The organism is Agarivorans albus, from assembly GCF_019670105.1.
Taxonomy (GTDB): domain Bacteria; phylum Pseudomonadota; class Gammaproteobacteria; order Enterobacterales; family Celerinatantimonadaceae; genus Agarivorans; species Agarivorans albus.
Map to the genome: position 1 here is coordinate 456,340 of NZ_AP023032.1, position 21,647 is coordinate 477,986.

The 21,647-nt window shown below is 44.1% G+C and carries 28 protein-coding genes; 16 read left to right on the forward strand and 12 right to left on the reverse strand.

Annotated features, from left to right (window positions below; all coding sequences use genetic code 11):
• Positions 1-47: 47 nt before the first annotated feature.
• Both K5620_RS02175 and K5620_RS02180 read right to left on the reverse strand, forming a co-directional pair.
• Complete coding sequence (locus K5620_RS02175) at positions 48-395, reverse strand: hypothetical protein (RefSeq protein WP_016402123.1); 348 nt, start codon at positions 393-395, stop codon at positions 48-50.
• A 73-nt stretch (positions 396-468) separates the two neighbouring features.
• Complete coding sequence (locus tag K5620_RS02180; RefSeq protein ID WP_016402122.1) at positions 469-2,388, reverse strand: ABC transporter ATP-binding protein; 1,920 nt, start codon at positions 2,386-2,388, stop codon at positions 469-471.
• Positions 2,389-2,489: 101 nt separating this feature from the next.
• Here K5620_RS02180 and K5620_RS02185 point away from each other — a divergent pair, with 101 nt between their 5' ends.
• Positions 2,490-2,687 carry a YheV family putative zinc ribbon protein gene (locus K5620_RS02185; RefSeq protein WP_016402121.1) on the forward strand — a complete coding sequence of 66 codons (198 nt, stop codon included), beginning with the start codon at positions 2,490-2,492 and terminating at the stop codon, positions 2,685-2,687.
• Between the two features lie 118 nt (positions 2,688-2,805).
• Here K5620_RS02185 and K5620_RS02190 read toward each other — a convergent pair whose 3' ends face one another.
• The 3 genes from K5620_RS02190 to K5620_RS02200 are packed head-to-tail and all read right to left on the reverse strand — an operon-like array spanning position 2,806 to position 4,512.
• Positions 2,806-3,303, reverse strand: a complete 498-nt coding sequence (locus K5620_RS02190) for a GNAT family N-acetyltransferase (RefSeq protein WP_016402120.1) — start codon at positions 3,301-3,303, stop codon at positions 2,806-2,808.
• An 8-nt stretch (positions 3,304-3,311) separates the two neighbouring features.
• On the reverse strand, positions 3,312-3,533 hold the full coding sequence (locus K5620_RS02195) for a SlyX family protein (RefSeq protein WP_016402119.1): 222 nt from the start codon (positions 3,531-3,533) through the stop codon (positions 3,312-3,314).
• Position 3,534: 1 nt separating this feature from the next.
• Positions 3,535-4,512, reverse strand: a complete 978-nt coding sequence (locus K5620_RS02200; RefSeq protein WP_016402118.1) for a WD40 repeat domain-containing protein — start codon at positions 4,510-4,512, stop codon at positions 3,535-3,537.
• A gap of 147 nt (positions 4,513-4,659) precedes the next feature.
• On the opposite strand from K5620_RS02200, the gene fkpA reads away from it, so the two are divergent.
• Positions 4,660-5,427, forward strand: a complete 768-nt coding sequence (gene fkpA, locus K5620_RS02205; RefSeq protein WP_016402117.1) for an FKBP-type peptidyl-prolyl cis-trans isomerase — start codon at positions 4,660-4,662, stop codon at positions 5,425-5,427.
• 97 nt (positions 5,428-5,524) lie between these two features.
• Here fkpA and K5620_RS02210 read toward each other — a convergent pair whose 3' ends face one another.
• Entirely contained in the window at positions 5,525-6,004 is a 480-nt protein-coding gene (locus K5620_RS02210; protein WP_016402116.1) for an Rsd/AlgQ family anti-sigma factor, read from the reverse strand.
• Between the two features lie 184 nt (positions 6,005-6,188).
• Here K5620_RS02210 and nudC point away from each other — a divergent pair, with 184 nt between their 5' ends.
• The 6 genes from nudC to K5620_RS02240 all read left to right on the forward strand — a co-directional run bounded on the left by nudC (position 6,189) and on the right by K5620_RS02240 (position 9,837).
• The gene (nudC, locus tag K5620_RS02215; protein WP_016402115.1) at positions 6,189-6,983 is read left to right on the forward strand and encodes an NAD(+) diphosphatase; all 795 of its coding nucleotides are present in this window, start codon (positions 6,189-6,191) and stop codon (positions 6,981-6,983) included.
• Between the two features lie 104 nt (positions 6,984-7,087).
• Positions 7,088-8,152 carry a uroporphyrinogen decarboxylase gene (gene hemE / locus K5620_RS02220; protein ID WP_016402114.1) on the forward strand — a complete coding sequence of 355 codons (1,065 nt, stop codon included), beginning with the start codon at positions 7,088-7,090 and terminating at the stop codon, positions 8,150-8,152.
• A gap of 172 nt (positions 8,153-8,324) precedes the next feature.
• A complete protein-coding gene (locus K5620_RS02225) occupies positions 8,325-8,507 on the forward strand; it encodes a hypothetical protein (RefSeq protein WP_016402113.1) in 183 nt (60 codons plus the stop codon).
• Positions 8,508-8,531: 24 nt separating this feature from the next.
• Positions 8,532-9,314: a sulfite exporter TauE/SafE family protein gene (locus K5620_RS02230; RefSeq protein WP_016402112.1), complete on the forward strand. Its 783-nt coding sequence runs from the start codon at positions 8,532-8,534 to the stop codon at positions 9,312-9,314.
• Between the two features lie 10 nt (positions 9,315-9,324).
• Positions 9,325-9,645: a hypothetical protein gene (locus K5620_RS02235; RefSeq protein WP_016402111.1), complete on the forward strand. Its 321-nt coding sequence runs from the start codon at positions 9,325-9,327 to the stop codon at positions 9,643-9,645.
• A 24-nt stretch (positions 9,646-9,669) separates the two neighbouring features.
• Positions 9,670-9,837 carry a PLDc N-terminal domain-containing protein gene (locus K5620_RS02240; RefSeq protein WP_016402110.1) on the forward strand — a complete coding sequence of 56 codons (168 nt, stop codon included), beginning with the start codon at positions 9,670-9,672 and terminating at the stop codon, positions 9,835-9,837.
• Here K5620_RS02240 and K5620_RS02245 read toward each other — a convergent pair.
• Together K5620_RS02245 and K5620_RS02250 are read right to left on the reverse strand one after the other, a co-directional pair.
• Positions 9,834-10,217 carry a TM2 domain-containing protein gene (locus K5620_RS02245; protein ID WP_016402109.1) on the reverse strand — a complete coding sequence of 128 codons (384 nt, stop codon included), beginning with the start codon at positions 10,215-10,217 and terminating at the stop codon, positions 9,834-9,836. The genes K5620_RS02240 and K5620_RS02245 overlap by 4 nt on opposite strands.
• Before the next feature lie 2 nt (positions 10,218-10,219).
• The gene (locus K5620_RS02250) at positions 10,220-10,432 is read right to left on the reverse strand and encodes a DUF4177 domain-containing protein (RefSeq protein WP_016402108.1); all 213 of its coding nucleotides are present in this window, start codon (positions 10,430-10,432) and stop codon (positions 10,220-10,222) included.
• A 255-nt stretch (positions 10,433-10,687) separates the two neighbouring features.
• Between K5620_RS02250 and K5620_RS02255 the strand changes: the two genes are divergently transcribed.
• A complete protein-coding gene (locus K5620_RS02255; RefSeq protein WP_016402107.1) occupies positions 10,688-10,924 on the forward strand; it encodes a TIGR02922 family protein in 237 nt (78 codons plus the stop codon).
• A gap of 43 nt (positions 10,925-10,967) precedes the next feature.
• On the opposite strand, the gene K5620_RS02260 is transcribed toward K5620_RS02255, so the two are convergent.
• Entirely contained in the window at positions 10,968-11,900 is a 933-nt protein-coding gene (locus tag K5620_RS02260; protein WP_016402106.1) for a D-2-hydroxyacid dehydrogenase, read from the reverse strand.
• A gap of 115 nt (positions 11,901-12,015) precedes the next feature.
• On the opposite strand from K5620_RS02260, the gene K5620_RS02265 reads away from it, so the two are divergent.
• From K5620_RS02265 to K5620_RS02275, 3 genes are all read left to right on the forward strand, one after another.
• Positions 12,016-12,603, forward strand: a complete 588-nt coding sequence (locus K5620_RS02265) for a YjaG family protein (RefSeq protein ID WP_016402105.1) — start codon at positions 12,016-12,018, stop codon at positions 12,601-12,603.
• A 165-nt stretch (positions 12,604-12,768) separates the two neighbouring features.
• On the forward strand, positions 12,769-13,041 hold the full coding sequence (gene hupA, locus K5620_RS02270; protein ID WP_016402104.1) for a nucleoid-associated protein HU-alpha: 273 nt from the start codon (positions 12,769-12,771) through the stop codon (positions 13,039-13,041).
• Positions 13,042-13,189: 148 nt separating this feature from the next.
• Positions 13,190-13,543, forward strand: a complete 354-nt coding sequence (locus K5620_RS02275) for a sirohydrochlorin chelatase (RefSeq protein ID WP_016402103.1) — start codon at positions 13,190-13,192, stop codon at positions 13,541-13,543.
• A 140-nt stretch (positions 13,544-13,683) separates the two neighbouring features.
• On the opposite strand, the gene K5620_RS02280 is transcribed toward K5620_RS02275, so the two are convergent.
• The gene (locus K5620_RS02280; RefSeq protein WP_016402102.1) at positions 13,684-14,115 is read right to left on the reverse strand and encodes a hypothetical protein; all 432 of its coding nucleotides are present in this window, start codon (positions 14,113-14,115) and stop codon (positions 13,684-13,686) included.
• A gap of 557 nt (positions 14,116-14,672) precedes the next feature.
• Between K5620_RS02280 and K5620_RS02285 the strand changes: the two genes are divergently transcribed.
• Positions 14,673-15,152: an FKBP-type peptidyl-prolyl cis-trans isomerase gene (locus tag K5620_RS02285; RefSeq protein WP_016402101.1), complete on the forward strand. Its 480-nt coding sequence runs from the start codon at positions 14,673-14,675 to the stop codon at positions 15,150-15,152.
• A 38-nt stretch (positions 15,153-15,190) separates the two neighbouring features.
• On the opposite strand, the gene leuA is transcribed toward K5620_RS02285, so the two are convergent.
• Together leuA and K5620_RS02295 are read right to left on the reverse strand one after the other, a co-directional pair.
• The gene (gene leuA, locus K5620_RS02290; protein WP_016402100.1) at positions 15,191-16,870 is read right to left on the reverse strand and encodes a 2-isopropylmalate synthase; all 1,680 of its coding nucleotides are present in this window, start codon (positions 16,868-16,870) and stop codon (positions 15,191-15,193) included.
• A 270-nt stretch (positions 16,871-17,140) separates the two neighbouring features.
• Positions 17,141-18,244, reverse strand: a complete 1,104-nt coding sequence (locus K5620_RS02295) for an ABC transporter ATP-binding protein (RefSeq protein ID WP_016402099.1) — start codon at positions 18,242-18,244, stop codon at positions 17,141-17,143.
• Positions 18,245-18,503: 259 nt separating this feature from the next.
• Here K5620_RS02295 and K5620_RS02300 point away from each other — a divergent pair, with 259 nt between their 5' ends.
• The 3 genes from K5620_RS02300 to K5620_RS02310 all read left to right on the forward strand — a co-directional run bounded on the left by K5620_RS02300 (position 18,504) and on the right by K5620_RS02310 (position 21,588).
• On the forward strand, positions 18,504-19,436 hold the full coding sequence (locus tag K5620_RS02300; RefSeq protein WP_016402098.1) for a carbohydrate ABC transporter permease: 933 nt from the start codon (positions 18,504-18,506) through the stop codon (positions 19,434-19,436).
• On the forward strand, positions 19,436-20,287 hold the full coding sequence (locus tag K5620_RS02305; RefSeq protein ID WP_016402097.1) for a carbohydrate ABC transporter permease: 852 nt from the start codon (positions 19,436-19,438) through the stop codon (positions 20,285-20,287). The genes K5620_RS02300 and K5620_RS02305 overlap by 1 nt, the downstream gene beginning before the upstream one ends.
• Before the next feature lie 71 nt (positions 20,288-20,358).
• Entirely contained in the window at positions 20,359-21,588 is a 1,230-nt protein-coding gene (locus K5620_RS02310) for an ABC transporter substrate-binding protein (RefSeq protein WP_016402096.1), read from the forward strand.
• The last annotated feature ends 59 nt before the right edge of the window (positions 21,589-21,647 follow it).

Here is a 21,647-nt window from a genome sequence, read left to right on the forward strand (position 1 = left end):
CAAAAAAGCGAGTACTAACACTCGCTTTTTTGTTGCCTTTATAAGGGCTATTTAGCTTTCTTTTCGCTGCTATTAGCTGGTTTTATTAAGCCAACACCTTCGCGAATAATCATTAGGCCTACGCTGACTAGCTTCACACAAACCCAAAGGAATACAACTAATACAATAACCTTAATAAAGGTTTGAAATATCTCGAAAAATTCTTCGCTTACTTGCTCGTTAATCGCGTCGGTATCTGCCATTAGCCATTCAAAGAAGCCTTGCATAAATGGGGCATCATGAGGCAGTGATACTAAACTGATGGTTTGAGGTAATACATAGGCTATTACTGCAATACCCACCACAATAAGCACAATGGCAATAATCAATCGTGAGCGGTCTAACGCCGTGTTCATATACATCCTTGAATTTTTACTAATAGTTTTATTGTTAGTTACCTTACTGTACTAACAAAATTGGTCAAGTGGCTTAATTAGCCTGCTCGATGCCAAAAGCCTGTTGTTGCTCTTCTAGCTGTTCTTGCAGGTCAAACCAGCTTAGCTCAGTTTCTTCGAGTTCGCTCTTAAGTTCTGCTTGTTGTTTTAACAATTTTTGTAGCTGATTTTTGTTATCGGCTTCGTACAGCTCTGGTTCAGCCATTTTTTGCTCGATGTCATCAAGCGTTTTTTGGGCTTTAGCGCTGCGCTTTTCTAAACTTTCTAATTCTTTACGAATGCCTTTAGTTTGCTGACGAAACTCGGCTTCGCGACGCTTTTGTTCTTTGCGTTGGCTTACCGGGTTAGCGCTATTTGCAGCACTAGCACTGCTGTTCTCTAATCTATTGGCTTGGGTAAGCCACTGCTGATAATCATCCAAGTCGCCGTTAAATGGAGAGACCTGTTGGCTATCTACCAAGTAAAACTCATCGGTGGTCGCACGTAGTAGGGCTCGGTCGTGCGAAACAATAATCATTGCTCCGGTAAACTCTTGCAGAGCCAGTGTTAGCGCGTGTCGCATTTCTAAATCAAGGTGGTTGGTTGGCTCATCCAGCAATAGCAAGTTAGGTTTTTGCCAAACTACCAAGGCCAATACTAAGCGGGCCTTCTCGCCACCGCTAAAGGGTGCAACTTGCTCGAGCGCTTTATCTCCCTGAAAACCAAAGCTGCCCAAATACTTGCGTAGTTCAGCCTCGGTGGAATTTGGTGCTAAGCGTTGCAAATGCTGCATGGGGGTATCGTCGGGGCGCAGTGTTTCAAGCTGGTGCTGAGCAAAATAACCCACTTTTGCCATTTTGTTTATTTCAACATTGCCAGCAAGTGCTTTAAGTTCGCCTGATAACAGCTTAATAAAGGTTGATTTACCAGCGCCATTACGCCCCAACAAGCCAATTCGGCTGCCGGGAACTAAGTTAAATTTAACCTGTTCTAAAATGGTTTTGTCTTCATAACCGGCACTCACCTTTTCCATAGTGAGCAAGGGCAGCGGCAAGTTGTCGGGCTCTCTAAAATGAAAGCTAAACTGCGAGTCGACATGTGCTTGGCTTATCACTTCCATTTTCTCTAGCGCTTTTAAGCGGCTTTGCGCTTGCTTAGCTTTGCTGGCTTTGTAACGGAAACGATCCACAAAGCTTTGCATGTGGGCGCGCTCGCGTTGTTGTTTCTCATACATGGCTTGTTGTTGAGCAAGCTGAGTAGCACGCATTTGCTCAAAGTCGGAGTAACCACCGGTATATTCGTTGAGCTTCTGATGCTCAATATGCACGATGCGATTAACGATGTTATCGAGAAAATCACGATCGTGCGAAATAAGGATTAAGGTTCCGGGATAGCGCTTTAGCCATTGCTCTAGCCATACAACAGTGTCTAAGTCTAAGTGGTTGGTTGGCTCATCCAGTAACAATAAATCGGAGCGAACCAGCAACGCTTGGGCTAAGTTTAGGCGCATTCGCCAACCACCAGAAAAATCACTCACACTTTGTTGTTGGCCGGCTTCGCTAAAACCCAAACCAGCCAGTAGTTCGGCAGCTTTGGTTTTTATCTGGTAGCCGCCAATGGTATCCATTTGGGTGTGCAAGGTGGCTATAAGCTCGCCTTCGCCTGATTCTTCAGCGGCGGCGATATCTTGTTCCAATTGGCGAAACTCTTGGTCGCCGTCAAGCACGTAATCAATAGCACTGCGTTGTAGCTCTGGTGTTTCTTGGGCTACGCTGGAAATTTCCCACTTGCTCGGTACTTTTAGGTCGCCTTCATCAACTTGCAGCTGATTTTTAAGCAAGGCGAATAACGAAGACTTACCGCAGCCATTTTGACCGACTAAACCCACTTTTTGACCAGCGTGAATAGTGAGGTTGCTTTCTGCTAATAGAAATTTGCTGCCGCGCTGCAGGCTTATGTTGTTGGCTACGATCATGGTTGTTGCTATGTGCTGCTAAAAGTATGCAATAATGCCGCTATGATAACCGATGCGGTGAATGCCGCATAGCAACATGGTAGTGCAAACTAGAGTTAACTATGGCAAGACATCGTTTTATTGCTGGCGCAGTATGCCCAGAATGTAGTGAACAAGATTCTATTCGTTTAATCGTTGAGCAAATCGACGGTGAAGAGCGCGAGCATATTGAGTGCGTAAGCTGTGATTACCGCGCCGAGCGTCCCAAGCAAGCTGCAGAAAAAGCAGAGCAAGATATCATAGGTTTGTTTAAGCCTTAATGAGGTTTTAGCCTTATCGACTTAAGCAATTTGCGGCTCTATTAAGGCATAGCATACCCGTTGATTTCGGTAAGCCATGATCATAATGCTTATTTTAGTCCAGTTAGCTCATCTGACTTTAAGTGAGAGATTTCCCCAGTATTGTTAAGCTGAAGTCTTGCTGATCCATTCGGGCTACATTAGGCAGTTGACCCCAACGTTGATATTCAAGCTTTTCGAATAGGGCTAGGCTAGGGGTATTGTGACTAAATATGAAGGCAAGTAGGATTTCTATTCCTAGCTCTTGGGCTAAGCTTTCGGCCTCAATTAACAACTTACCGCCTAAACCTTTACCACGTTGGCTTTCTGCTAGATATAAACTTATCTCAGCACTATGTTGGTAGGCTGGCCGACCATAAAAATCACTAAAACTTAACCAAGCAATCACCTCTCCTTTTTGTTCTAGCACATATAAGGGGCGCTTAGGATTTTGGTGCTGCTCAAACCAAGCTTGGCGAGAGGTCACCGTTTGTGGCTCTGTGTCTGCCGTTACTTTGCGTGAGGCTATCGTTGAGTTATAGATCTCAACGATGCTGGGCAGATCGGCCTGCTGGGCTAAACGAAATGAATGAGACATGGCCGCGCTTAATAGTGAGGAGGAGGCGTTTCTTGTTCTTGCGGAGCAACTGCTGCGCTGCCATCACCTTCAAACAGTTTGGCGCGAATCAATTTAAACTGGTGCTCTAAGGTCTCTAATTGGCTTTGTTGGCTTTGCAATGCAAGGTTTAGTTGCTCGATAGTGTCCTCTTGAAAGGCCAGTTTTGTTTCTAAGCGTTCAATAACACTTTCTAATTCTTGCTGATTCATACTACTTTTTAACCTGCCAAATTTCGACTAACCCACTGGAGCTTGCGCTCGCTAGTTGGCCATTATCAAGCATCGCTGCACTATACACAACAGCGCTTTTGGGGCGGGTTTTCTTGGTAGGGGTGACCAACCAATCTTGTAAGGCTTGGCCACTGGCAACATGCCAAAGGCTAAGCTTTCTGGCAGCTGAACCGGTGATTAGCCATTCACCATTATTAGTAAAGCTAACGTAAGAGAATATGTTTTGTCTGGCAGTGAGCTTGAGCTTACTCACTTGCTCGCCGCTAGGTAAGGCCCATACTCGCGCAAGTTTGCCGTTGTCAGAAGTAAAGGCATACTTTCCGTCAGATTCTAAAGCCACCGAGGAAACGCGTCCTTGATGAGGGAAACGCAAAATAACTTGCGCGGTTTGGGTATCCCAAAATAAAGCTTGGTAGTCGTTGCCGCCGGTGAGCGCATAGCGCCCGTTGGCCGACAGCGCAACAGCGTTGATTTTTTCGCTGTGGCCTAAAAACTCTAAGCGGCGGCCAGATACCAAGTTAAGGTGAATAACTTTGCCATCGCCTAGGCCAATAAGTACCTGCTGACCATTACTCGATAACGCGATATCACGGATGCTTGATTCACTAAGCTTCCAATAGCCTAGCGCTTGTCCGCTATTTATGTCCCACACCACAAAATCATCACGACTGGCGCTAATAGCAAACTGTTGGCCTTCGGCAATTTTAACTAAAAATACTTGGTTATTTTGCTGGTTTTGATGATCCCATTGAAACAGCTGACGTTGTTGCTTTACATCCCAAAGGCTTAAACCATGATGAATAGAAGAAACCAAACTCAAGCTACCATCACTCGAAAAATCGGCAGCATAAGCACCGTCGGTAGCTTGTTGCCAGCTACTTAGCGGGGGAGCATCGTCACTACAACTGCTGAGTAGCAAAGCGATGCCATAAATCACAAACAACTTAATAAATGTCATTTTTTTACGTTTTTTTACGGAACTGTCACTAGGTTGTGTTGACTAATAGGGTTAGTATAAGGGCTTTGTCGGCTAAGTGTTTAATTATTCATAATGATCTTGCACGCAATGCCACAGATTTAATGCGACTCTATTGGAGATAAATGAATGAAAAAGTATTTTGCCGTGTCGGTTTTAGCCGCCTCGATTTTTGCCGTAACTGGCTGTCAGGAAGAAAAAGCTGAAGCTCCAGCGGCAGCGCAAGTTGCCTTAGAAAATGTAGACCAGCAGCAAGCATACGCGATCGGTGCGTCTGTTTCTCGCTACATTGCGACAACTCTAGAACAGCAAAAAGAGCTTGGTCTTGAATTAGACAACGCATTGGTTCTTAAAGGTATGCAAGATGGACTTAGCGGCGAAGTTGCTATGTCTGAAGAAGATATTCAAGCTTCTCTTAAAGCACTAGACGAAAAGCTAGCAGGTTTAGTTGAAGCAAAAGCTGCTGAAGATGCAGCAGCTGCTAAAGCAGAAAGCGATAAGTACCTAGCTGATAATGCAGCGCGTGAAGGCGTAACGGTTACTGATTCAGGTCTTCAATTTGAAGTGCTAACTGATGCAGAAGGCGATAAGCCAAGCGCTGCAGATACTGTAACTGTTCACTACAAAGGTACCCTAACTGACGGTTCTACTTTTGATAGTTCTTACGATCGCGGCGAGCCAGCAACATTCCCACTTAACCGTGTAATTCCTGGTTGGACAGAAGGCGTTCAGCTAATGTCTAAAGGTGCGAAGTACAAATTCTTCATCCCTTCTGAGTTAGGTTACGGTGAAAACGGTGCTGGTAGCATTCCACCAAACTCTATCTTGGTATTCGAAGTTGAGCTAATTGACATCGAGAAAGCTGATGCTCCAGCTGAAGAAACGCCAGCTAGCTAATTAAGCGTTAAGCTAAACAAAAAACGCAGCACTAGGTGCTGCGTTTTTTTATGGCTAAGCAAAAATAAAAAAGACCGTCATAGGCCTTTACTTAAAATTATTCTGCGGCTGCGCTTTGCTGGCTATGTTGGTAAAGATGATCCAGTAGCTCATCTTCGATAGCAAAGCGAACTTCCATCTCTTGACCCAGTAGTGATAAATCTTTATCAAAACTACCAAGTTCTAAATCTTCGTTAACCTCAGCGTACTTATCATTAAAGGCTAGGGCAGTGTCGGTTGTTTCGGTGATTTGAGGGAGCAGCTTTTCTCCTGGAAGAGTATCGCCATCGTTGGCACATTCACTAACGATTTGCTCGTAGATTTCAAAATGCCCAGTGGAGGCGTAGTCAACTAACTGTTGGCAAAACTGGGTAATTTGAGGCAGTGCAGGTAAAGAGCGCTCGTCACTGTCGTAAGGTGGCAGCCCTGCTAATTCACAATAAGCGATGAGTAATTGTTTTCTGGCATCTAGCCAAGCATCAATAACTTGACTGGCGCCTCCCCATTTGGCTTGAGCTTGTTCTAGTTTGCTTAGCATCGCCCTTGCTCCTAGTTCCCTAATTTATGTAACTATAACTAAATAAAATCGCGGCTTTCGTCAACCGATATTTAGTTTAAGTGCGGCTTGGCTAAACATTTGTCAGTCGGGAAAAGCTTGTTATGTAGTGTAAGCTTGGTCATTATTCGCTAATTGAGCAAGCGCGCGATAAAAAGGACCAACCGTGAATAAGCAATTTGGCTGGTGGTTTTTCACCTGTGGTAACCAAATATTAGTTATTCCTCAAGGGGAGCGGATCCCCTATGGCGATGTTGACGATTTACCATTGCCTGACTTGGATTTTTCCAAAGTTGAACGTTTTTCCCATTATCAGGGGGAAGCATGTTTACGGCTTGAACTTGCCGAGCCTATTGATTTAGGCATGGGGGAGTGGATAGAGCTGCGTGCTAGCATGGCGTTACTAAATAGCCAGCTGTTTGACTTAGTGGGAAAAGCCCAACAATTTGCTTTATTTCTTAAAACGCATCGTTTTTGTGGGAGTTGTGGAGAGGCTTTAGAGCGAGTGGACTGGGAACTGGCAATGCAATGCCAACAGTGTGGCTTTCGCGCTTACCCACGTATTTCTCCGAGCATTATTGTATTAATTAGCCGCGGTAATAAAGTGCTGTTGGCAAATCATCGGCGTCATCAAAAACAAGAACAACCGATTTACACAGCCATTGCTGGCTTTGTGGAAGCGGGCGAAACCCTTGAGCATACTGTTCACCGCGAGGTACGCGAAGAAACAGGCTTACGGATAAAAAATCTGCGCTATTGGAAAAGCCAACCTTGGGCATTCCCGCATTCTTTAATGGCCGCTTATTTTGCTGAATACGATGAGGGCGAAATACAGATAGACCGTCGAGAATTAGCCGACGCACAGTGGTTTGATGTAAGCCAACTGCCACATTTGCCACCACCCGGCACCATTGCTCGCGAAATGATTGACCATTGGAGTGAGCAAGTTACCCACAATTAGTGATAATCCGGTGCAGAATTACCCATTGCTAGTGCTAAAGGCTTGAGTTGTTAAGGCAGCTAGTTACAATGCTCTAGCTAAAATTTTAGATAATTGGGAAAGGTATGTCGGAACTCAAAAACGATCGCTATTTGCGTGCACTGTTAAAGCAGCCAGTTGATGTGACACCAGTTTGGATGATGCGTCAAGCTGGGCGTTATTTGCCAGAGTATCGCGAGGTTCGCGCTGGCGCCGGTGATTTTATGTCGGTATGCCGTGATGCCGATTTGGCCTGTGAAGTGACCTTGCAGCCTTTACGTCGTTTTGATCTAGATGCCGCCATTTTATTTTCAGACATACTTACCATTCCCGATGCTATGGGCTTAGGTTTGTACTTCTCAACAGGAGAAGGCCCTAAGTTTGAACGCCCTGTCACTAGCAAAGCGCAGGTAGAGGCCTTAGGTGTGCCAGATCCTGAGCAAGAGCTGGGTTACGTAATGAATGCAGTTCGCACCATTAAACGTGAGCTAAAAGGTGAAGTGCCTTTGATTGGCTTCTCTGGTAGTCCCTGGACTTTGGCAACTTACATGGTTGAGGGCGGTACAACCAAATCTTTTGCAGGTATTAAGAAAATGGCCTTTAGTGAGCCAAAGACCCTGCATATGTTGTTAGATAAATTAGCTGACTCAGTAATTCTTTATCTGAACGCCCAAATCGCTGCTGGTGCACAATCGGTGATGGTATTTGATACATGGGGCGGGGTGTTGTCGCCACGTGATTACAACGAGTTCTCTTTGCAATACATGCACAAAATCGTGAGTGGTTTAACCCGCAATGTAAACGGCCAAGCTGTGCCGGTGACTTTGTTTACTAAAAATGGCGGTCAGTGGTTAGAGCAAATTGCTGCTACTGGTTGTGATGCGGTAGGCCTAGATTGGACTATAAATATCGAAGACGCTAAAAAGCGCGTAGGCGACAAGGTTGCCCTGCAAGGTAATATGGACCCATCAATGTTGTATGCGCCAGTAGAACGGATTCGTGAAGAAGTACAAACTATTCTGGCAGGCTTTGGTGAGGGGAGTGGCCATGTATTTAACTTAGGTCACGGTATTCACCCAGACGTAAACCCTGAGCATGCTGGGGCGTTTATTGATGCTGTGCATGAGTTTAGTGCTAAATACCACAAGTAGATTTTTGTGTGGCCCTGTCCACATATTACAAAGTTAAATAACACATATAAGCTGTATGCTTAGTTGTTACACTGAAAATCGCTCGCTATTGCAAGTTAATTTGCTATAGTGAGCATCTTAGAACTCTTTACGGATGAAGTTCGTTTATACCCGTAACAGAGAGCTTGATGTTATGAAATCCCCACTACAAATAAGCATTGTTGTTGTATTAGTGCTGATCGTTGTTGTCACCTACAAACTAAAAAGTGTTGGTGAATCGAATCTACATCCTTATATTTCTTCGCATTTTTCTAAAAGCGAACCAGAAAATCTTGCGCAACCTTTACGCTTAACGCAGACTGAGCGCATTAACTAAACAAATAGCGCTGTAATTGTTGTGATGTTTTTAAGCTTTCTGCTTATTGGTGCCATTGCTGGCTTAATGTCGGGACTGTTTGGTATTGGCGGCGGTCTAGTTATTGTGCCGGTGTTAATTGGTAGCTTTGGCGCAATGGGCTTTGCCAGTGATTCAGCCATTCACCTCGCTATTGGTACCTCTTTAGCGTCGATTATTGTTACCGCAAGTAGTGCCAGCTATGCCCATTACTGCCGAGGCTCGATTGACTGGCAAGTAGTGAATCGTTTAGGCATTGGACTAATTGTTGGCTCAATGTTTGGCGCTTGGCTTGCCACGCAATTACACGCCGATCACTTAAGTACTTATTTTGCTGGCTTTTTGCTGTTTATGGCTGCTTACATGGCGTTTGGTCGCACTCCTAAGGCACAAAAAAGTTTACCTGGGCCGCTTGGTACAGGACTGTTAGGCACACTGGTAGGAAGCATTTCAGCAATGTTTGGCATTGGTGGCGGTACCATAACCTTTCCTAGCCTTAGCTGGTTTGGTGTGCCAGCTCCCAAAGCCGTGGCAATTTCTGCGGTATGTGGCTTACCCATTGCGCTGGTAGGCACGATATCTTATATCTACAACGGTTGGCATGTTGCCGAACTACCTAGCTGGAGTTTGGGTTATGTTTATTTGCCGGCATGGTGTGGCATAGTATTAACCAGTTCTATTTTTGCTCGTTTGGGCAGTCGTTTGGCGTATCGCTTGCCAGCGCGACGCTTGAAACAAGCCTTTGCACTATTGTTGCTAATAATGGCAATTAAGTTACTCACAGAATAAGGTTTTATATATGAAGCAGTTGATGTTGGGCATATTGTTTTCCTTGAGTAGTATTTATGGCGCTTATGCAAACGATGAGGTATCTCAAGAGTATTTGGGCGAAGTGCTGGTGGAGTCTCGAGAAGGCCTTTATCAAGATCCTCCCGAGCAAGATTATGCGCGTTTAGTCGCTTTTGGTTTAGACACGCGTTATAGCGTTTTTGTGAGAAGTTGGTTGTACTTTGAGTTGCAAATGGTGACCCAAAAAATAAGCCTACAGCCAGACGATGAAGCAGCTAAAGCGCGCCAACAAATTCTTTTCAACTTACGCCGTCAAATTGATTTAGAATAAGCCCGATTTCAACAAGGAGTATGCATGTCGTTACTGTTAGCTATCACCATTTTGGTGTGTGATGTATTTGCCATCGTAAAAATCATAAAAAGTAGCGCTGAAGTAGGGCGTAAGTATTTGTGGGTATTTTTGATTTGCTTGCTGCCATTGGCTGGCTTTTTACTGTGGTTAGTTAAAGGGCCAAAAGATTAAGCCGATTTAACCTGCTCTAATAATTGCTGCATTTGTTGGTTGTTATAATCTAACACCACTAATTCGGAGCGAAATAGAGCAGGCAGTTCTACTATTGTAATTGCCACCAATAAGCCTAAACCAAGCAGCCCAGCACCTAAGGCTACCAGTAGTATTGCAATTATGGATATTACTAAATTAACCGCACCACGTAGCCATTTCCCCAAATAAAAATGATGCAAGCCAGCCAATAACAGGTAGTTAAGCACTGCGTAGCTGTCGGGATCTTTCACTTGTTTTTGCCAGAGCTGATAAAAATGCTTGCGTTGCTCTTGAGGCAACAGAGCAATTTGCTCCCGCAATTGCTCTTGCCGCTGTTCGACTTGCTCGCGATTCAACACCTTTAACGACCTAAAGTGACAATTACCGTTTCGCGGCTCCAAAAAAGCCAGAAACGGCGATTTTCGATTACCTGAAACACCAACTGCCAGCCATCAGCGGCTTCTTTATTTAAGGTAGCTTCTACTTTTTGCAAGGGCATGCCCGATGCGCCTAAAAACAGGGTGCCAAGAGCGCCTTCGGTAATTGCTAAAACTTTGTATTCTTTAAACGCCATGATTTCTCTCTTCATTTAACTTTAGCGTCGACTATAAGCTATGCTTAAAAGCAAAACCATCATTAACCACTAAACAAAAGCTATGCTAATGTTAATTAACGGATGTTGTTTTGAACAATATGTTTTTAAAGGGGTTGTTAGGCAGCGTCCGGAACTGAGTACATAGGTAGAAGTGCTTTAGCTAGGCTAAAGTTGCTATTTGTTGGTTTATTTGTTGCTATTGTTACGTAAATGGCTAAGCCTTAGGGACCTACTATGAAAGTAACCATGCTTTATTACGATGAGGATAACCCGTTGTTGTTGCAACAGCAGGTATTGTCGGGGCTAAACCAAAGCAGTAAAGGCCGGGTGATTATTCCTAATGACGATAAAGTGGGTAAAATTATTATCGCTATTCTTGATGGAGAGGTGAAGGTGCTTAACTCTCTGGGAGATCGCGCGTTTGCGGCTTTTGACTTAGAAAAGCAAATTGCTTTTGAAGGTGACTCGTAAACACAGCTAAAGGCAGCGAGCCTTCGCTGCCTGCCGTTTCTGGCTAATAGCCCTTCGAAAAATCTACTCTATCGGTTAATTCTTCCCCTGCTAAATAGTTCTCCAACTTGCTAGCAAATAGCTCAATGATATCGCTCACTCGGCTGGGTGCTGCGATATGGGGCGTAATAATACAGTTACATTGCGACCATAAAGGGTGGTTTTTAGGCAACGGTTCTGGGCTAGTTACATCCAAAATAGCGGTAGCTTTGGGCTTGGCTTTTAAAAAGGCGAGCAATGCCGCTTGGTCTACTGTGTCTCCGCGACCGACATTAAAAAACACCACCTCATCGGCCAAGCTAGCAAAAAACTTCTCGTTTAATACACCAAGGGTTTGCGGAGTATTAGGCAACACCGCAACCACTACTTTAGCGGTGGCACATATTTGTTTATGTTGTTCAAAGCTGGCTACTTGGGTAAACGGTGCTTTGGCTGCGCCGCTGTGGCTTAGAGCAACCGTGCGCATGCCAAAATGATTAGCGGTGGTTGCCAAGTGTTGGCTAATGTTGCCACTACCAACGCTGCAAAATGTAAGACCTTGCAAACTAAGGCCTGGTTGAGTTTTCCATAGCGCTTGCTGTTGTTGATATTGATAAGTTTGATGCTGCTGAGTGTGAGCTAATAGGTAAGAAAATACATATTCGCTCATCAAGGGGCCAAATACACCGCGGCTATTGGTAAGTATGTAATGTTGAGGTAGGTGATTTTTTAGTAGCGCATCGACACCCGCAAAACTAGAGTGCAACCATTTCAAGTTTGGCATTTGGGTGATGATGTTGGCTGCCTCGCTAGGAGTAGCTAATAGGATTTCACTCGCCAACGCTGCTTTGTTCAACAAGCTTGCTTGTTCTGCGTAAAACCATTGGCATTGAGGGAAACGCGGGCTTAAAGCCTCGACATACCGCTGAGCTTGAGGAGTTACAATGGTAATTTGCATAGGGCACCTTGTGGTTGAATAAGACTAAACTTCGCTAAGCAAGCGTGCTGGTGTTAAGCTGAATAGCAAATTAGCCCTGATTATCTTAATCGTTTTATTGAGTGCGGAGCAAACCATGCTTACCCCTTGTGATATCGACCGTTTAGCCCAGTTAAGCAGTAAGCAACAATCACTTTATTGTTTAGCTTTATGCCAACGCATGGCGCCAAATTACTTATTGTTTTGCCAAGCTGTAGAGCTGGAACATGACAGTGACTTTAACAAATTACTCAGTCTATTTTGGGAAAGCGCGCTTCATCCTAAAACCAAAATTAACTTTTCTGCTCAGCGTGAGCGCTTTGATAGCTTAATCCCAGACCCACAGAGTTACGACATGTATGGCGTTTATCCTGCCTTAGATTGTTGTGTGGTGGTGGAGTGCCTATTTAATGCTTTACTTGAACCAACTGGTCAAGAAGCTGAACAAGCTAGTCAAACCTCATTAGCTAGTGTTTTAAGCTTGTTAGAGCTGCAATTTGGAGAACAAACAGAACAAGAGATCTTGGCGCAAGATTTAGTGATACAAGAGTTGGCTTTTCAAAGTGAATTACTTGACCTAATCGAGCAACTTGAACTAGGCAAAGCGTCTATGCAAGCCTTGAAAACGCTGGCTGCTAACCAAGGTGTGAGCAATTTAGGGATCTGTTTAGAAGACAATGCTTAAGGAATAATCCTCTTTTAAGCGGTGTTTTTGTGACTGTTTACGCATAAATTGGTTAAAGCCCCGCCAAACAAGGCTCTAAAGAAGAAAAACTCTTTGCGCAGCGTTTTTTTTTCTCTTAAAGTGAAGCTGGATTATTTAAAAACGAACATAAAGGATTTAGACATTATGAACAAAACTGAACTAATTGATGCTATTGCTGAAAAAGCTGACCTATCTAAAGCTCAAGCTAAACTAGCACTAGAAACAACTTTAGGTGCAGTAACTGACGCGCTTAAAGAAGGCGACCAAGTTCAGCTAATCGGCTTTGGTACATTCAAAGTTAATCATCGTGCAGCGCGCACTGGTCGCAATCCTCAGACTGGCGCTGAGATTCAAATTGCAGCAGCCAATGTACCTGCCTTTGTAGCTGGTAAAGCATTAAAAGACGCTGTTAAATAGTTTCTTTAAAACCAGCCCTCAACTCTGAGGGCTGGTTTTCTTCGATATCTCCTTTCCCATCTCTAGACACTTTCAGTAAGATACCTGCAATACCTACTCAATTGGCTAGCGCCTAAATTGAATTAATCTTGTAACTCTTAGGAATTGTATGAAAGCCTTATTGGTCGTGGCACACGGAAGCCGCCGTCCTCAATCAAATCAAGAAGTGGTTGAGCTTGCAAAACAGTTGGCTGAAAAGCTAAGTCATTACTCTCAAGTACATGCTGCTTTTTTGGAATTGGTTGAGCCTACGATTCCACAACAGATAGAACGTTGTTACCAGGCTGGCGCTAAGCAAATAACTTTGTATCCGCACTTTTTAGCCGCTGGTACACATGTGGTGAATGACCTGCCACGTATTATCGAACAAGCCACCAACGAGCATCCAGACCTAACTATAGAGCTGTTGCCACATTTGGGCGGCTTTGATGGCTTGGCCGAGTATATTAGCCAAGCGCTCTAGTTGATATTGGTTGAGCTGAGTTCGCTCGGCTTGGCCTTATAGTTTGCTAAAAGTAGCAAGCCACAGCTTCAAGTTCGCTGTGGCAACTTAGCCGAGCTTTTATACCAAAAGCTTTATGTGGCCTGTCTAGTTGGGTTTACTTAAGCCGTATGCTTAGACTCTGAAAAATCGCGTAGTCGCTCTAGCAACTGAGATAAATAATGCGGGTGTGCCAAGCGCAGTAAATCATTCCAATTGCGATAAGTGAGTGTTTCTTTTAGCAGCAACACTACTTTGGTTAGCGGGGCCGATCTAAGTAGCTCTGGACGATACAGGTAGTCACCTCCCTCTTGTACAAACCAAGAACTCGATTCGAAATGCTCAAAAAGCTGCTGGCGCTCGGCTGTTTCTCTAAGTACGGCCAGTTGGTTTAGCTGATCAAGTGAGCGAATGCTTAGGCTTATGCCGGCTAACTCATCAATGTGATGTTGCTGTGGCAAGCTGCGCAGAGAGAACAAATGTTCCATTAATGCTTGCGATGCATTAGACGGGGTTTGGTTGGACGGGTAGGGAACTACGTTGTCGATACTCATCGGCTATCTCCTAGTTTCAACCTCCTTGTTGATTAATATTGCAGCGTTATTGAGTGAATGATAGCGCTTTCAAAAACTCAATCAAGCAAATCACGGTTATTGCTGGTATGTAAAAAATGAATAAGTTAATTAAACCCAAGAAAACTTTTACAAGAAAAAGTAAATAAGACTAAGGTCGAGGTGTAGATGTAATAAACTTCGTCTAGGCTGTTTGTTTATCATCTCTAAAATAACTAGAAACACCAGTTGCAGGGAGCACACAATGCAAGACTACCAAGCCAAAGACATGGCGTTGTCATTATTACCCACAAGAAGACGACGCAATAGAAGAAATTCTCTGGCTAAATCGGACCTAGATGTAAACGTTTCCACTAAGCTTAGAGACAATCAGCAAGTTAATAAGAGAGCATTTTCCACTGTCTCCGAGAGTTGTATTGCTCAGTGCTTAGACTGAGATCTAGGTCTGCTAACTAAGTAGCGGCTACGTTTGCTGATAATACTTGGCAAAGCGGCTGCGTTTTGTTGTAGTGTGGCAACGTTTATTTTGAGAGATAGTTATGAAAGTTGCTAAAGACACAGTGGTTCGCTTTGAATATACCTTACATGAAACCGATGGTGCTCTATTAGAGAGCACTAATGGCGAAGCTGTAGCTTATTTACACGGGCACAAGTCGATGATTCCTGCCATTGAAGAAGGCTTAGAAGGTAAAGAAGCCGGTGCTGAAGTAACCTTGAGCTTAGCCCCAGAAAATGGCTACGGTGTGCGCAACGAAGAAGCCGTGGAGCGAATTTCTGTTAAGCACTTACAGGGCGCTAAAAACTGGAAGGCCGGTATGCCAGCAGTTGTGCAAACAGAGCAAGGGCCACGTCAAGTTACGGTAGTTAAGGTTGGCAAGTTTATGGCGACTATTGACACCAACCACCCCTATGCAGGCAAACATTTAGACTTTGCTATTAAGTTAGTTGAAGTGCGAGCCGCCAGTGAAGAAGAGATCTCTCATGGCCACGCCCATGGTGCTGGTGGTCATCAGCACTAAACGGTCTACTCGCGCAGCAATGCTGCGCGAGCGTTAGTTTAAGCGGGTTGTGGCTGGCGTTGTTCCTCAGTGATTAGTTGCTGATTGAATGCACACAACAGGGCTTTAAGGCTGGCGGTTAGTATGTCTTTATCAATTGCTACACCTAGGTAGCGTTTGCCGGCTATTTTGGTTTCTATGTAACATACTGCTTCTGCTTCAGCGCCTTTACTCAAGGCATGCTCGTTATAGTCTAGCACTTCTATCTGTTGCTTAAACTCGGCGGCTAATCCATTCACAAAGGCTGCTAAAGCGCCGTTACCACTGGCTTGAATATCACAGCGCTGCTGCTTACGCTCAATCAATACTTGGATCTGCTCTTGTTGTTGGTAGTTAACCTGATAATTAGTTAACTTGTAGCCCTGCGCTTGCTCCAAATAGTGATTGTTAAACAATCTCCAAATTTTCTCAGGACTGATTTCTTCACCACTTTTTTCTGCATCGGCTTGCACTATCGCGCTAAATTCAATTAAGGCCCAACGAGGTAACTGAATGCCGTAATCCTTATCTAAAATGTAAGCAATGCCGCCTTTACCCGATTGACTATTAATGCGGATCACTTCCTGGTAATCGCGGCCCAAATCAGCCGGGTCTATAGGTAAGTAGGCAACATCCCAGTGTTGGTCGGCTTGTTGAATATCTAAACATTTCTTAATTGCATCTTGATGGCTGCCCGAGAAGGCAGTAAATACCAGCTCGCCCACATAAGGGTGGCGTGGGTGAACCGGCAATTGGGTGCAAAACTTCACTACTTGTACTATTTCGTCGATGTCGGCTAGATCTAGTTTAGGATCGATACCTTGGCTATAAAGGTTCATTGCCATGGTTACGATGTCCATGTTACCAGTGCGCTCGCCGTTGCCTAGCAAAGTCCCTTCAACGCGGTCGGCTCCGGCTAGTTGGCCCAACTCAGCTGCTGCAATGCCACAACCTCTGTCGTTGTGAGTATGCTGGCTAATAATAATGTCTTCGCGATGGGCAATGTGCTGAATAAACCATTCGATTTGGTCGGCATATACATTGGGAGTAGACATCTCAACGGTAGCGGGCAAATTAAGAATGATTTTCTGCTGTGCTTTGGGGCGCCACTGGGCCACAACCGCGTTGCAAATCTCCACGGCAAAGTCTAACTCAGTGCCGGTAAAACTCTCGGGGGAGTACTGAAATTGCCAATTAGTGTGTGGATTTTGATCGGCATGTTTTTGTAGCTCTTTAGCGCCTTGCACTGCAATATTAATGATGCCAGCTTTGTCTAGTTTAAAAACCTTATCGCGCTGCACTTTTGAGGTGGAGTTGTACAAATGCACAATGGCATTTTTTGCTCCCTTCAAGGCTTCAAAAGTACGGCTAATCAAGGCCGGACGAGCTTGAGTTAATACTTGAATCGACACATCATCAGGTATTTGATTTGTTTCAATTAACCAGCGTACAAAATCATAGTCTGTTGTAGAGGCGGCTGGAAAGCCCACTTCTATTTCTTTAAAGCCTAATTTTATTAGCAAGGCAAACAAACGCTGTTTTTGCTCTACCGACATCGGCTCGATTAGGGCTTGGTTGCCATCACGTAAATCTACACTACACCATTGTGGAGCTTGATTAATGCTGTTGTTTGGCCATTGGCGATTGGTCAACGCGACCGGTTTAAATGAAGCGTATTTATTGTGATTAAACTGAGACATTGCGACATCCTTGATATTGGAAAGAAAAATAGAAAAGCCAGTTTGCAGCCAGCGCTTGGCTAGTTAATGCGCTGACTGTGGCTTAGTCGCAGAGTGAAAGTCATAGTGTTTATCCCAGAAAACTAATATGGATAAAGTGTAAAGAAAAACCTAGGGAGAGTGCTTGCTAAGATTGTTGGATATGAAGTGTTTTGAGCAATTATTGCTTGCCTTTGTGAAAAGGTAAGCAATAATTGTCTCTATAGGGACTTTATTGTAGTGTCGAGAAGATTACTGAACAGTTTTGTTGTAAACACGAACCGCTTCATCGGAGTGGTTAAATAAATAACAATCCGACAGTTCACAGCTAAGCGTAATGTCGGTAAAGCGAGCAACTTGGTGATCGCCATTTACGTGCACTTTAATCCCATCAATATCACCTAGCTGACCAAATAAGTAGGTAGCATTACCTAGGCGTTCACTTACTTCGTTTTTGAAGCCAAGTTTTAGTGCGCCTGTATCATCTAAACGCAAGTGCTCGGGGCGTATGCCCAACTTGAGTTCTTCGCCTACGGTTACGCTGTTATCGCGAACTGTAATAGTGATGTGTTGGCCATCTGCCAATTGGATATCAGCTTGGTCGCCTTCCAAGGCATGAACTTTACAAGGCATAAAGTTCATCTTTGGTGAGCCAATAAAGCCAGCTACAAACAGATTCTCAGGGTAGTTGTAGAGCTCAAGTGGCGAGCCTACTTGTTCAATATTACCGGCCCGTAGCACCACAATTTTGTCGGCTAAAGTCATTGCCTCAACCTGATCGTGGGTTACATAAATCATCGTGGTTTGAAGTTCTTTATGTAGCTTGGCTATTTGTAAACGCATTTCAACCCGCAATTCAGCATCTAGGTTAGAAAGAGGTTCATCAAAGAGGAAAACACGAGGATCACGAACGATCGCGCGTCCTATCGCAACCCGCTGACGCTGACCACCAGATAGCTCTTTAGGGGTTCTTTGTAACAAGTTTTCCATCTGCAAAGTTTTTGCAGCCATGTTCACCCGCTTATCGATTTCAGCTTTTTCTACGCCGTTCATCTTCATGCCAAAACCCATGTTCTCGGCAACCGTCATGTGTGGGTAAAGGGCATAAGATTGGAATACCATTGCAACCCCGCGCTCTGCGGGGTCAACATTGTTAACTACTTGATTATCAATGCTTAACTGGCCGCCTGAAATGTCTTCTAGACCAGCAATCATACGCAGTAGGGTAGACTTACCGCAGCCCGAGGGCCCAACAAATACTACAAACTCTCCGTGTTTAATATCTAGGTCAACGCCGTGAATCGTTTCAATTTTGGCGTAGCGTTTCACTAAGCCGGTAAGTGTTATATCTGCCATTTTCTATCCCTATCTTTGGTTGCTTTTAAATCTTAGCAACGGAACAAGTATGATGTTGATCATAAATCTTACTTTACCTTAACATTCTCCTTGTGAAAACGTTTACTTGTCACAATTTTTGATCTAAGTTTGATTATAACAATAGTTAATTGACTACTCGTAAGGGTGGTTAAAATTGCTGAAATGCGATGTGTATCAAGGGTAAACCGCTATTTATAGCTATATTGTTTGATACCTGCAGGCAAATAAGGAACATGGAATGGCGTCGAGTTCTTCAAATAAATCTCCAGAAAATGCTGTTAATTCAGCCTCTGAGTTGGTTGCGGGTAAACGATTACGCGCTAGTGATGTCGCACCTTGGATGTTTTTAGGTCCGGCATTAATCATTTTTTCCATTTATGTGTTGTTTCCAGTTTTAGAAAGTATCTGGCTCAGCTTTTTTGAATGGGATGGCCTGGGTGAAAAAACCTTTATTGGGTTTGGAAACTACATCGAATTGTTCGACAGCGATCAGTTTTGGACAGCCTTAACCAACAACATTATGTGGATGGTGTTGTTTATGCTGGCGCCGCCCATGGGCTTAGCTATTGCACTATTTCTTAACCAACAGGTTTACGGAATTCGCCTGGTAAAAGCTTTGTTCTTTTTCCCCTTTGTTATTTCGCAAGTTGTTGTAGGTTTGGTGTTCTCTTGGTTCTATGACCCAAGCTTTGGTGTTTTGAATAGTGTGATCACTTTCTTTGGTGGCGATCCGGTTTCTATTCTTGCCGACGAAGACTTGGTGACTTACGGCATTATCGCCGCCGGGCTTTGGCCTCAAATCGCTTATTGCATGATTTTGTACCTCACAGGCCTCAATAACTTAAATCATGAGCAACTTGAAGCTGCGCGTTTAGACAACGCCAAGGGCTGGAAAATGCTGTGGTACATCGTGTTACCGCAATTAAGGCCAGCAACGTTTATTGCCATTGTGGTAACCGTGATTGGCGCACTACGTTCATTCGACTTAGTGGCCACTATGACCGCGGGTGGTCCGTGGGGCAGCTCAACAGTATTAGCATACATGATGTATGAAGAATCAATTTTCAACTATCGCATGGGTTACGGCGCAGCGGTGGCTGTAGTGCTATTTTTAATTATGGATATCTATATCGCTTACTTCTTGTGGCGGATGATAAGGAGTGAGAAATAATGTACCCACGTCCTATAGAAAAGGCGTCTGCCTTCACTAACATTAGCTACCGTGTGGCATTGCCCATTTCGATTGTTTTGTGGCTACTGCCATTGCTAGCAGTAATGGCAACCTCGGTGCGCTCGCTTAACGATATTAACCAAGGTAATTACTGGGGCTGGCCAAGTGAGTGGATGTTAATTGAAAACTACACTCAGGTATTTACTTCAACGCCGATGTTCCAGTACCTGATGAATAGCTTAATCATTACTCTACCAGCAGTAGCCGGTTGTGTAGCCTTGTCTACCATGGCGGGATTTGCCCTAGCTAAATACAACTTTAAGGCTAACATTTGGATCTTTGCCACCTTTATTGCGGGTAACTTTGTGCCGTTTCAGATTTTGATGATTCCAGTGCGTGATTTAACCATTCAGTTTGGTTTATACGATACTCACTGGGCGCTTATTTTATTCCATGTGGCCTTTCAAACAGGGTTTTGTACCTTGTTCATGCGTAACTTTATTGTTGGCTTACCTACCGAGCTGATTGAGTCTGCGCGAGTAGAAGGTGTAAGTGAATTTAAGATTTTTTGGCACATTGTATTGCCATTGGTAAAACCGGCTACAGCAGCGTTAGCGGTACTGGTATTTACCTTTATTTGGAACGATTTTTTCTGGGCCTTAGTACTGGTACAAAGCGATGAAGTGCGACCAGTTACCGCCGGTCTCAGTGCGTTGCAAGGTCAGTGGTTGGCATCATGGCAGTTGATCTCAGCTGGTGCAGTAGTAGCGGCCTTACCTCCGGTCATACTATTTTTTACCATGCAACGTCATTTTATTGCTGGGTTGACCCTCGGGGCAACTAAAGGCTAAACACACCCTCAAGCAATAATGAGGGAAGTAAATAAATCCTGCTCAAGGACAACAAAACTAAAGGAATGTAAATGATGAGTAAACTAAAACAATGTGGTCAAGCCTTAGCGCTAGCTACTTTAATTGGTGGCTATGCTAACGCTGGCGAACTGATTATTAACTCTGACGCTTCTGACCCTGCACCTAAAGCCGCATTTGCAGAAATCATTGCTGAATTTGAAAAAGAGTACCCAGACATTAAAGTGAAGTACAACTTGTACGATCACGAAGCCTACAAAACTACCATTCGTAACTGGCTAGTAACCTCGCCGCCTGATGTTGTGCATTGGTATGCAGGTAACCGTATGAAAGCCTTTGTTGATAAGGGCTTGTTTGAAGATGTGAGTGACCTTTGGCAACAAAACGACATGGCTGCAGATTTTGCAACAGCTGCGCCTGCGATGACTATTGATGGTAAGCAATGGGGTGTTCCTTATACCTATTACCAATGGGGCATTTACTACCGTAAAGACATTTTTGAAAAATATGACATCGAAGAACCCTACCTATGGGAAGAGTTAGTTGAGGCGTCAAAAATTCTTAAAGAGAATGGCGTAGCGCCTATCGCTATTGGTACTAAGTACCTTTGGACTGCCGCCGGTTGGTTTGATTACATGAACCTCCGTGTAAATGGTTTGGATTTCCACATGGAATTGATGGATGGCAAAGTGCCTTACACTGATCCTCGTGTTGTGAAAACCATGGAAAAATGGAAAGAGATGATTGAACCTGGTTACTTCTTAGAGAACCACGCATCATACTCATGGCAGGAAGCACAGCCGTTCTTATACAACGGTGAAGCGGCGATGTACTTAATTGGTAACTTCATTACCCCTAACTTCCCAGATGAAGTGAAAGATAAAATGGGCTTCTTCCAGTTCCCAATTATCGACCCAACGGTAGGTGTAGCAGAAGATGCACCGATGGATACCTTACATATTCCAGCTAAAGCCAAAAACAAAGAAGATGCTAGAAAATACCTAGCGTTTATGGCGCGTCCTGAGAATCAAACTAAGATCAACAAAGCCTTATTACAAATTCCACCTAACAAAAAAGCTAAAGCTGAGGACAATGAGTTCTTAAATAAAGGTGTGGCGATGTTAGGCTCGGCATCTGGAACGGCGCAGTTCTATGACCGCGATACTGATCCTGCTATGGCTAAAGCCGGTATGAAAGGTTTCCAAGAGTTTATGGTACACCCAGATCGCTTAGATAAGATTTTAAAAGGTCTTGAAAAAACACGTCAGCGTACGTTTAAGTAATCCCAGATAAACTTCCCTTAACTATATATCCATAATAAAAAGCCCTGTTTAACAGGGCT